The organism is Paenarthrobacter sp. CM16, from assembly GCF_013179505.1.
In the GTDB taxonomy this organism is placed as follows: domain Bacteria; phylum Actinomycetota; class Actinomycetes; order Actinomycetales; family Micrococcaceae; genus Arthrobacter.
Genome location: NZ_JABMCX010000196.1, coordinates 1 through 8,966 on the forward strand (window position 1 = coordinate 1; position 8,966 = coordinate 8,966).

The following is an 8,966-nucleotide window of genomic DNA, read 5'->3' on the forward strand; positions in this document are numbered from 1 at the left end:
GATTCCGGGGGAACGCATGTCAGAAAGTGTTCATCTCCGAACACCGCACCACCACTAAGAAAGAGGACAGAAGTGAGTAATCACAGCTCACGGCGGCTTTTGAAGACCGCCGCCGCCACCATCACGGGGGCGGTGCTGGCAATGTCGTTCTCCATGGCTCCGGCCTCGGCCGCTCCCCTTGTTGACGGTGACCAGACGGGTTCCATCACCGTTCACAAGTTCGAACGTCCGGACACCCCCACCGGTTTGCCCAACAATGGCACCGTGGTTGATACCACCGGCCTTAGCCCGCTGGCAGGCATTGAGTTCACCATCCAGCAGGTCAACACCATTGACCTGTCCAGCAACGCCGGATGGGAAGCTGCACACAACCTGAGCAGCGTCTTCTCCGCGAGCGACCCGGCAGGTTCCATTTCCGGTGCAGGCTTTACGCTTGGATCCGCCCAGACGGACACCACCGACGCTGCCGGCACCGCTGCTTTTGGCAGCCTCCCCGTTGGCTTGTACTTGGTGTCGGAAACGGCATACCCGTCCGGCGTCACGCCGTCGGCGCCGTTCCTGGTTTCGGTTCCCTTGACGGACCCGGACAACACGGACAACTGGATCTACGACGTCCACGTGTACCCCAAGAACTCCGTCACGGGTGCAGAGAAGACCGTCACCGATGCACCTGACGTCAAGTTGGGCGACCAGATCGACTACACCATCACCGGCGACATCCCCAATGACGCTGTCATTGACGGCTACAAGATCGTGGACCAGCTGGACGCCAAGCTGACCTACGTGGATGCCACCGCAACACTGGTTGATGGCACCGTCATCACCGAGGGCACCGACTACACGGTGAACTTCGATGCTGCCACGAACACCGTTTCGGTAGAATTCACGGCCGCCGGCCGGGCACTGCTTGCAGCAAACAACGACACCCGTGTTCAGTTGGTTGTGAACACCACCGTCAACACCATCGGCGAGATCGAGAACGAAGCTGTTGTTTACCCGAACCTGGGTAGCTTCACCATCGCTCCGGGCCAGCCCGGCGGACCGATCGTCACCCCTCCCGTAGTCACCAAGTGGGGCGAGATCACCCTCCAGAAGGTCAACGAGACCGGTGCTGCACTTGCTGGTGCTTCCTTCTCGGTGTACTCCACCGAGGCTGACGCCCTGGCCGGAACCAACCCCATCACCCTCAACGGTGCGAGCACCTTCACCGTTGCTGCTGACGGTACGCTGACCATCTCCGGCCTGCGCTACTCGGACTGGGCCAACGGTGCAGCTGTTGCACCCGGCTCCGCTGACTACCGCACCTACTACCTGGTGGAGACCACTGCTCCGTCCGGCTACGAGCTGCTTGCTGAGCCCGTTTCCTTCCTGGTAAACGCTGCGTCCACCACCGTAGGCATCGACCTCGAGGTCAAGAACGTACCGTCCAACGGCGGCTTCGAGCTGCCGCTGACCGGTGGCGTTGGAACCGGTCTGTTGTACGGAGCCGGCCTTCTCCTGATCGCCGGTGCCAGCCTGTTGTTCGTCCGCACACGCAGGACCACCAACAGCTAATTCCGGGAGCCGGTTAAAGCCGTGCTCCAGGTGAAAACAGGGTGGGGGAAGACGCATAACCTGCGTTTTCCCCCACTTTGGTTCCTGCATGTACCGTTATCTGCCCAGGATTCTGATGCCACAACTCCCAGCCCGTATCCGCAGCCTTTCCCGACAATGGAGCAAACAGCGAGTTTTCATAGTCCTTGCTGCTGTGATCGGTGTGGGAGTGCTCCTGTATCCCACCGCTGCCGCCTGGTTCTCGGATCGGGTCCATGCCACGGAAATCAGCGGCTATGTGGACTCCGTGCAAAATCTCAATCCCTCGGAACAGAAAGCGCTGTTTGAGGAGGCCCGGAAGTTCAACGAGGGTCTCCCGTCGGGACCCCTCCGCGATCCGTACTCACTCAACAGCAAAGGCGAACAGGCCGTCATCGGCGCCGGTTCCGAGGCCTACAAGAAGATGCTTGCTGTGGGACCGGGCGGAATGATGGGCCGCATCAGTATCCCCTCCATCCGCGCCGACCTGCCGATCTTCCACGGCACGGAAGAAGATGCGCTCTCCAAGGGAGTGGGGCATTTGTTCGGATCTGCGCTCCCGGTCGGGGGCGCCAGCACCCACAGCGTACTGACCGGGCACTCCGGCTTTGTTAATGCGACCCTCTTTGACCACGTGGACCAGATGGCCGAAGGCGATGTCTTCAGCATTTCAACCCTGGATGAAACCCTGTTCTACAAGGTGGACCAGATCCTGACGGTACTTCCGGATGAAACCGACGCCCTCAGGAAGGTTGAGGGCAAGGACTACGTCACCCTCATCACCTGCACGCCCAAGGGTGTCAACAGCCACAGGTTGCTGGTACGGGGTGAACGCACCGAGCCTCCCTCTGCCGATGACGGCCAACAAGTCCTGCCCAGCACCACGATTGATCCCGGCTTTCCCTGGTGGGCTCTTGGCATGCTGGGCATCACTGTGGTTGCTGTGGTGGTGACCCGGCCACGCGCCAGCAAGCCGGAACCAGTGGGTTCCGGAGGCCACCCCTACTAGTCTTGGCCCATGACCACACGAGCCAATGAACTCACTGCCCTGATCACCGGGGCCACCGCGGGGCTCGGTGCTGAATTTGCGCGCCAACTCGCCGAATCGGGCCATCACGTGGTCCTCGTGGCCCGTGACCAGGAACGCTTGAAGGAAAAGGCCGCCGAGCTCGAACGCGACTTCAGTATCTCGGCGGAGATCCTTCCCGCCGACCTGACCACCGGCGTCGGGGTCTCGGCAGTGGCGGACCGACTCCGGGACGCCACCCGGCCGGTGGACGTGCTGGTCAACAACGCCGGGATCGGCCTTCTGAAGTCTTTTGAACGCAATGACCTGGACGAGGAACGGCGGCACCTCCGGCTCCACGTGCAAACACCCATGGAGCTGTGCCACGCCGCCTTGGAGGTCATGTTGGTCCGGGGCAAGGGCAGGATCATCAACGTGGCCAGCGTTGCCGCCTTCGCCAACCGTGGCACGTACTCGGCGGCCAAGGCCTGGCAGGTGACCTTCAGCCGATGGGCAAACATCACCTATGCGAAGTCCGGCGTGCAGGTTACCGCAGTGTGCCCGGGTTTCACCCACACCGAATTCCACGACCGCATGGGCATGGACAAGTCCGTAGCCCCCCGGTTCCTTTGGCTCACCGCTGAGCGGGTAGTGCGCGAAGGCCTGGCGGACAACGCCAAAGGCAAGGGCGTTTCCATCCCGACGCGCCGCTACAAAGTGGTCACCTTTTTTGCCCGCGTTCTGCCGGCCAAGCTGACGTCCGGCCCGCCCCGGAAACCGCTGGAGCCGTAGGCCGGTGGTGCGGACCAGTTCCTACTGCGGAACCCGCCTTCGCGGTGCCCGAACCAGCACCGCCACCGCGATGCCCACCACTGCGCCCACGAAGGTTTCAACAGCACGCTCCATCAACAGCAGGCCCGGATCCATGGGTGCTGCCAGCTGTGCGATCAGCAGGATCACCGGCGTAAAGAACACCATGGCCCACCCGTAATGCCGGGCCATGAAGAGCTCCGTGGGGAACTGGCACAGAACCACCAACACGGCGAGCACCACGGTTGCCTGCCCGGGGAAGTACTGAAGCGGCGATAGCGGACCGGGGAAAAGTACGACGGCGACCACCGCCAAGCCGAGGAACGTCCCCACGATGCGGTGGATACCTCGGTGGACGCGGCTTGGGAGGTCGGCTCCGGCGAGGGGCACAGCCGCGGCAGCCATGGCCCAGTGCGGATGCCCGCTCCCGCTCAGCACTCCGATGGCCCCGGCTGCACCGACCGCGAGCGAGTAGCGAACGGCGTGGACCAGCGCAGCCTGGACCAACTCTGCCTGGCGCTGCGGTCCGCGAAGGATGGGAACATCACGTCCGGCGCCGGCCTCCCACACACGGTGACGGAGCCAGCCGGCAAACCCCACCAGAAGCGAAAAGGCGGCCGACCCGGCCCCGATGAGTACCGCCGTCGTGAGTGGAACGTTGGTTGGCACGGAGGCGCAGGCGCCCAAAGCGAGGATGCCGAAGAACGGGCCGATCGGTTTGAGGCGCACTGCGTCCGCGTACAGGGAGCCCGCCCCGGCAAAGCAGGTGGCTACCAGCACCAACCACCAGGAATGGATGTGGTTGACCGAGAGGAAAACGCCGATGGTCAGCCCACCCACCAGGAACAGGGCCGCCTGGGCTTGGTGCTTGAGCCTGAGCTGATGCGTTTCGTTGCGACCGTACATTCCGGTCAGTGCACCGAAGACGGCGTACATCATGAGGTCCGGGCGGCCGATGAGAATGAGGACCAGTGCCGGTACCGCGACGCTCAGGGCAACGCGCACGGCTGAGAGGCGATCGTTGTTGGCGGGCCCAAGCCGGTGGAGTTCGCGGGCGTGGACCATCAATCCGGGCACGGGGGAACACCACCAATCAGTCAGGGCTTGCCTTTGGAAATTAGCATTATCACCGTCGTGGCCGCCATTAGCCCGGTCACAAGCCGTAGCGGACATCGGCGCGCTGAGGAGGAAAGGTCTGGGAAGATCGAGGTATGCCCGTCGCTTTCGTTTGCCGCACCCGCTCCAGCATGTCGCCGCAGGAGCTGTTTGATCTTTCCCGCAACATCGACGCCCACGTGGGATCGATGACCAAAAGCCGGGAGAAGGCAGTGGCCGGAGTGACCACCGGCCTGATTTCCGAAGGCCAGACCGTCACGTGGCAGGCGTGGCATCTGGGTGTCCGCATCCGTATGACCAGTCGCATCACGCGGATGGAGGCGCCGTCGTCGTTCTCTGACGAACAGGTGAAGGGCCCCTTCAAGTACCTCCGCCATACGCACGAGTTCCGGGCGGACGGCAGTGGGACGCTCATGGTGGATACCGTGGAATTTGCTGCGCCATTCGGCCCCGTGGGCAGGCTCGTGGAGAAGCTTGTTCTGGCCCGGTACCTGCAGAACCTGATAGAGAAGCGCAACGAATTCCTGGTGGCCCAGGCACCACCGGCATCAACTTTGGATTCCCGGCAATGATCAGGCTCGCGCATGCCGACGACCTACTGGTCCTGCAGGAGATCGAGCGTGCCGCGGGTGAGGCCTTCCGTTCCTTGGGGATGGATTCAGTGGCGGACGACCCCCCACTTTCCGTCGATGAGCTGCAGGGTTACGCCGCAGCGGGCAGGGCCTGGGTTTCCGTGGACGGGCTCGACTACCCGGTGGCTTACCTGTTGGCGGACGTCGTTGATGGCAACGGCCACGTGGAGCAGGTCAGCGTCCATCCGGATCAAGCGCACCAAGGCCTGGGCCGCGAGCTCCTGCATGCCGCCCGGGTGTGGACCCGTGGACACGGAATGCAGCGGCAAACGTTGAGCACATTCCGCGATGTGCCCTGGAACGCGCCGTACTACCGCCGGCTTGGTTTTGACGTGCTCGACGCCGGCACTTGGGGTCCGGAGCTGACCCGCCTCATGGATCACGAGGCTGAGTTGGGCCTGACCCGCTGGCCCCGCCTAGCCATGTGGCGCCCAGCGGTCCCGCCCACCTAGCTCAGCTGCGCTGGTCCGCCACCAGCTCTACCTCGTAGCTGTCCGTATTGAGCAAGTACGCCGCGTAGTGGTCCGGGCCGCCCGCGTGCGGATACTTCGACTCGAACATCTCATACCAACCCGCGTCCGCACCCAGTGCCCGGATCCGGTCCACGTTCTCCCGGGTTCCGGCGTGGAAGGCTACGTGGTTGACCCCGGGATCGGTGCGCCGGTGCGCGGTCCCGGTGATGGCATCCGTCTGCTCCACCACCACGTAGGTGCCCTCAAGCTTCCAACTGCACCCGGTAGGCCACTCCTGGAACGGCTCATAGCCAAGCTCACCCAGCAACCAGCCCCACTCTTCCCGTGCCCGTTCAAGGATCGGCACCCAGATCTCAAGATGGTGGATGGACCCCACCGGACTCTCACGCATGCGCCGATTCTACGAGGTCCGGGCCGGTTCCACACCGGCTGCGCTCGCGGCACGCGGAATCCTACTTCCTGAGCCTGACACGGACGGCGGCACCGGCGCACAGAATCACCACGAGGCCGCCGATCACGGTGGTCCATGTCATCGATTCGCCGAGCAGGAGCCCTGCCCAGGCGATGCTCATGACGGGTTGGACCAGTTGGATCTGGCTGACCTGCGCCATGGGCCCGATGGCCAGTCCGCGATACCAGGCGAAGAAGCCCAGGAACATGCTCACTACGCCGAGGTATGCGAAGGACAACCACTGGATGGTGGTGGCAGCAGGCATACCCGGACCCAGTGACACCACCGTCAGAAGGATCATCACAGGGGAAGCCACCACCAAGGCCCAAGAGATGGTCTGCCACGCACCGAGTTCCCTGGCCAGCAGCCCGCCCTCCGCGTAGCCAATGGCCGCAGCCACCACGGCACCCAGCAACAGAAGGTCGGCCCAGTGCAGCGAACCGAAACCACCCGATTGGACCAGGGCGAACACCACAGCGGCAACCACGCCCACTGCCGTGAGGACCCAAAACAGCATTCGTGGCCGTTCCCGTCCCCGGATCACCGCTACAGTCGCGGTTGCTGCGGGCAGCAGCGCAATCACCACCGCCCCATGGCTGGCGGACGTACTGGTCAAGGCGAACGTGGTCAGGAGCGGGAACCCGGCTACGATTCCTCCGGCAACCACCGCAAGTCGAACCCATTGCCGGCCTTGAGGAAGACGTTGCCGGGTCAATGCCAAGGCAAGAGCCGCGAGGATGGCGGCAACCACCGCCCTGCCCGCTCCGATGAACAAGGGGGACATCCCCTCCACAGCCACCCGGGTGAGCGGAACAGTGAAGGAGAAAGCAACGACGCCGAGGAGGCCCCACCAGATACCTGTTGACATCCTGGTGGATACCACTGGCCGCGAAAGTGTAGTAGCGCTACTATTGTGACTCATGAATCACGATAGCAGTTCACGGATCGTCGTGCGAGTAAAAGAATGGATCGCAGGAGCGGCGCCCGGAGCCAAACTGCCATCGACCCGGCAACTCGTGGCCGAGTACCAAGCCAGCCCCGTCACCGTTCAAAAGGCACTGCGGACACTCACCGCACAGGGCCTGATCGAGAGCCGTCCCGGCGTGGGAACCTTCGTGCGCGCCTACCGGACGGCCAGGCCCTCGGACTACGGATGGCAAACGGCAGCGTTGCGGGCAGCCCAAGCCGCACGGCCACTGAACTCTGCCGCCATGCGGAGCGCTACCAACGATGTCATCGCTTTCCACTCCGGGTATCCGGACCGTGAACTCCTCCCCGAGCGGCTCGTCCGCGCCGCCCTCACTCGTGCCGCAAGGGGAGACGCGGCCCTGTCCCGGCCGCCGGCGCAAGGTCTTCCCGAACTCCAGACCTGGTTCGCGCAGGAACTCAGTACCTCAACGCCGGTGGGCATTACACCGCCCCAGCCCAGCGACGTCGTCGTACTTCCGGGGAGCCAGAGCGGACTCAGCTCGATTTTCCGAGGCCTGGTGGGGCACGGCCGACCGTTGCTGGTGGAGTCGCCCAGTTACTGGGGCGCGCTGCTGGCGGCAGGCCAGGCGGGCGTCAATGTCATCCCTGTTCCGTCCGGTCCGGAAGGTCCGGACCTGGAAGAACTGGACCGGGCTTTCGAGGAATCGGGCGCGCGGTTGTTCTACGCACAGCCAAACTTCGCCAACCCCACGGGTGCTCAGTGGTCGGCCGAACGTGGGGAAGAGGTCCTGCGGATTCTCCAACGGCACGGAGCGTTCCTTGTGGAGGACGACTGGGCGCACGACTTCGGTATCACTGCACGCTCAGTCCCGCTGGCGGCGAAGGACGATTCCGGGCATGTGGTCTACATTCGTTCGCTGACCAAGAGCGTTTCGCCCTCCGTCCGCATCGCTGCGGTGATCGCACGCGGGCCGGCACGCGAACGGATCATGGGAGCGCAAGCCGCCGAATCGATGTACGTCAGCGGGCTGCTCCAAGTAGCAGCGCTCGACGTCGTCACCCAGCCGGGGTGGCAAACGCACCTTCGCGGACTCGCACACCAGTTGCAGTCCCGCCGCGACCTCCTGGTCACCAGCCTCCGCGAGCATGTTCCCCAAGCACACCTAAGCCACCTGCCCAAGGGCGGATTGAACCTGTGGTTGCGGATGCCGGACGGGTTCGACGTCGATCGCCTCACCAAGGATTGCGAGGCGGCCGGGGTGCTCATTGCCGCGGGCACGGAGTGGTTCCCGGCGGAACCGGAAGGACCCTGCGTCCGGCTCAATTTCGCCGGCCCCAATCCCGGCGGTTTCCCGGAGGGGGCCCGGATTATCGGCGAGGCAGTGAAGGCCCAGTTGGGGCTTTAACAGCCGCAGCCACCAACCTCAAGGAGAGCGCCTTGGGGCTGGTGGCTACGGTGGGCGGCACGGCGGCCGCGAACTATCTGAATGGCTTCGCAGAAGTTGCAGGCAAAGAATTCCTAAGCGGGGGTCAGGTCCTTGTTGCCTTTACCGAACACCGCGTCATCAATGGGCTGGCCGTCGAACGGCATCTCGTCCAGGTTGATCAGCGGGTTGGTGTCCTGCGTTGCTACGAGCTCGCGTGCCTCTGCCTGGGTGTCCACGCTGGGCATGGAGCCGGGCAGGGGGCGCTGGGCGGATTCACGCAGGAAGTAGATGGCGATCGCACCAATGATGGACGTTGCCATCAGGTAGTACGCCGGCATCATGTCATCGCCCGTGCCCTCGATCAGGCCCTGCACGATGAACGGTGTGGTTCCACCGAAGATCGCCACCGAGAAGTTGTAAGCGATGCCCATTCCGCCGTAACGGCTGGACGTCGGGAACAGTGCCGGCAGTGCAGAGGCCAGGTTGGCGATGTAGAACGTCACCGGGAAGGCAATCAGGGCAAGGCCGGCCAGCGTGGACCAGATATCG

The 8,966-nt window shown here is 63.8% G+C and carries 9 protein-coding genes and 1 pseudogene; 6 read left to right on the forward strand and 4 right to left on the reverse strand.

Translation table 11 applies throughout. The annotated features are described in order from the left end of the window. Positions 1-72 precede the first annotated feature (72 nt). The 3 genes from HP499_RS16330 to HP499_RS16340 all read left to right on the forward strand — a co-directional run bounded on the left by HP499_RS16330 (position 73) and on the right by HP499_RS16340 (position 3,370). Positions 73-1,554, forward strand: a complete 1,482-nt coding sequence (locus tag HP499_RS16330) for a SpaH/EbpB family LPXTG-anchored major pilin (protein ID WP_172325274.1) — start codon at positions 73-75, stop codon at positions 1,552-1,554. Positions 1,555-1,669: 115 nt separating this feature from the next. Further along, positions 1,670-2,581 carry a class C sortase gene (locus HP499_RS16335; protein ID WP_172325275.1) on the forward strand — a complete coding sequence of 304 codons (912 nt, stop codon included), beginning with the start codon at positions 1,670-1,672 and terminating at the stop codon, positions 2,579-2,581. 9 nt (positions 2,582-2,590) lie between these two features. Next, positions 2,591-3,370, forward strand: coding sequence for an SDR family oxidoreductase (locus HP499_RS16340; RefSeq protein WP_172325276.1), 780 nt, complete (start codon positions 2,591-2,593; stop codon positions 3,368-3,370). Between the two features lie 21 nt (positions 3,371-3,391). Here the strand turns inward: HP499_RS16340 and HP499_RS16345 are convergent, their stop codons facing one another. Further along, complete coding sequence (locus tag HP499_RS16345; protein WP_309138408.1) at positions 3,392-4,465, reverse strand: FUSC family protein; 1,074 nt, start codon at positions 4,463-4,465, stop codon at positions 3,392-3,394. Positions 4,466-4,599: 134 nt separating this feature from the next. Between HP499_RS16345 and HP499_RS16350 the strand changes: the two genes are divergently transcribed. After that, a complete protein-coding gene (locus HP499_RS16350; protein ID WP_172325277.1) occupies positions 4,600-5,076 on the forward strand; it encodes an SRPBCC family protein in 477 nt (158 codons plus the stop codon). Then, the gene (locus tag HP499_RS16355; RefSeq protein ID WP_172325278.1) at positions 5,073-5,588 is read left to right on the forward strand and encodes a GNAT family N-acetyltransferase; all 516 of its coding nucleotides are present in this window, start codon (positions 5,073-5,075) and stop codon (positions 5,586-5,588) included. The genes HP499_RS16350 and HP499_RS16355 overlap by 4 nt, the downstream gene beginning before the upstream one ends. 1 nt (position 5,589) lies before the next feature. Here HP499_RS16355 and HP499_RS16360 read toward each other — a convergent pair whose 3' ends face one another. Both HP499_RS16360 and HP499_RS16365 read right to left on the reverse strand, forming a co-directional pair. Further along, the gene (locus tag HP499_RS16360; protein WP_172325279.1) at positions 5,590-6,000 is read right to left on the reverse strand and encodes a VOC family protein; all 411 of its coding nucleotides are present in this window, start codon (positions 5,998-6,000) and stop codon (positions 5,590-5,592) included. Positions 6,001-6,061: 61 nt separating this feature from the next. Then, entirely contained in the window at positions 6,062-6,982 is a 921-nt protein-coding gene (locus HP499_RS16365; protein WP_172325280.1) for a DMT family transporter, read from the reverse strand. On the opposite strand from HP499_RS16365, the gene HP499_RS16370 reads away from it, so the two are divergent. Beyond that, the gene (locus HP499_RS16370) at positions 6,981-8,396 is read left to right on the forward strand and encodes a PLP-dependent aminotransferase family protein (RefSeq protein WP_172325281.1); all 1,416 of its coding nucleotides are present in this window, start codon (positions 6,981-6,983) and stop codon (positions 8,394-8,396) included. The two genes, HP499_RS16365 and HP499_RS16370, sit on opposite strands and share 2 nt — an antisense overlap. A 113-nt stretch (positions 8,397-8,509) precedes the next feature. Here the strand turns inward: HP499_RS16370 and HP499_RS16375 are convergent. Next, a pseudogene (locus tag HP499_RS16375) lies at positions 8,510-8,966 on the reverse strand (MFS transporter); the annotation flags it as partial.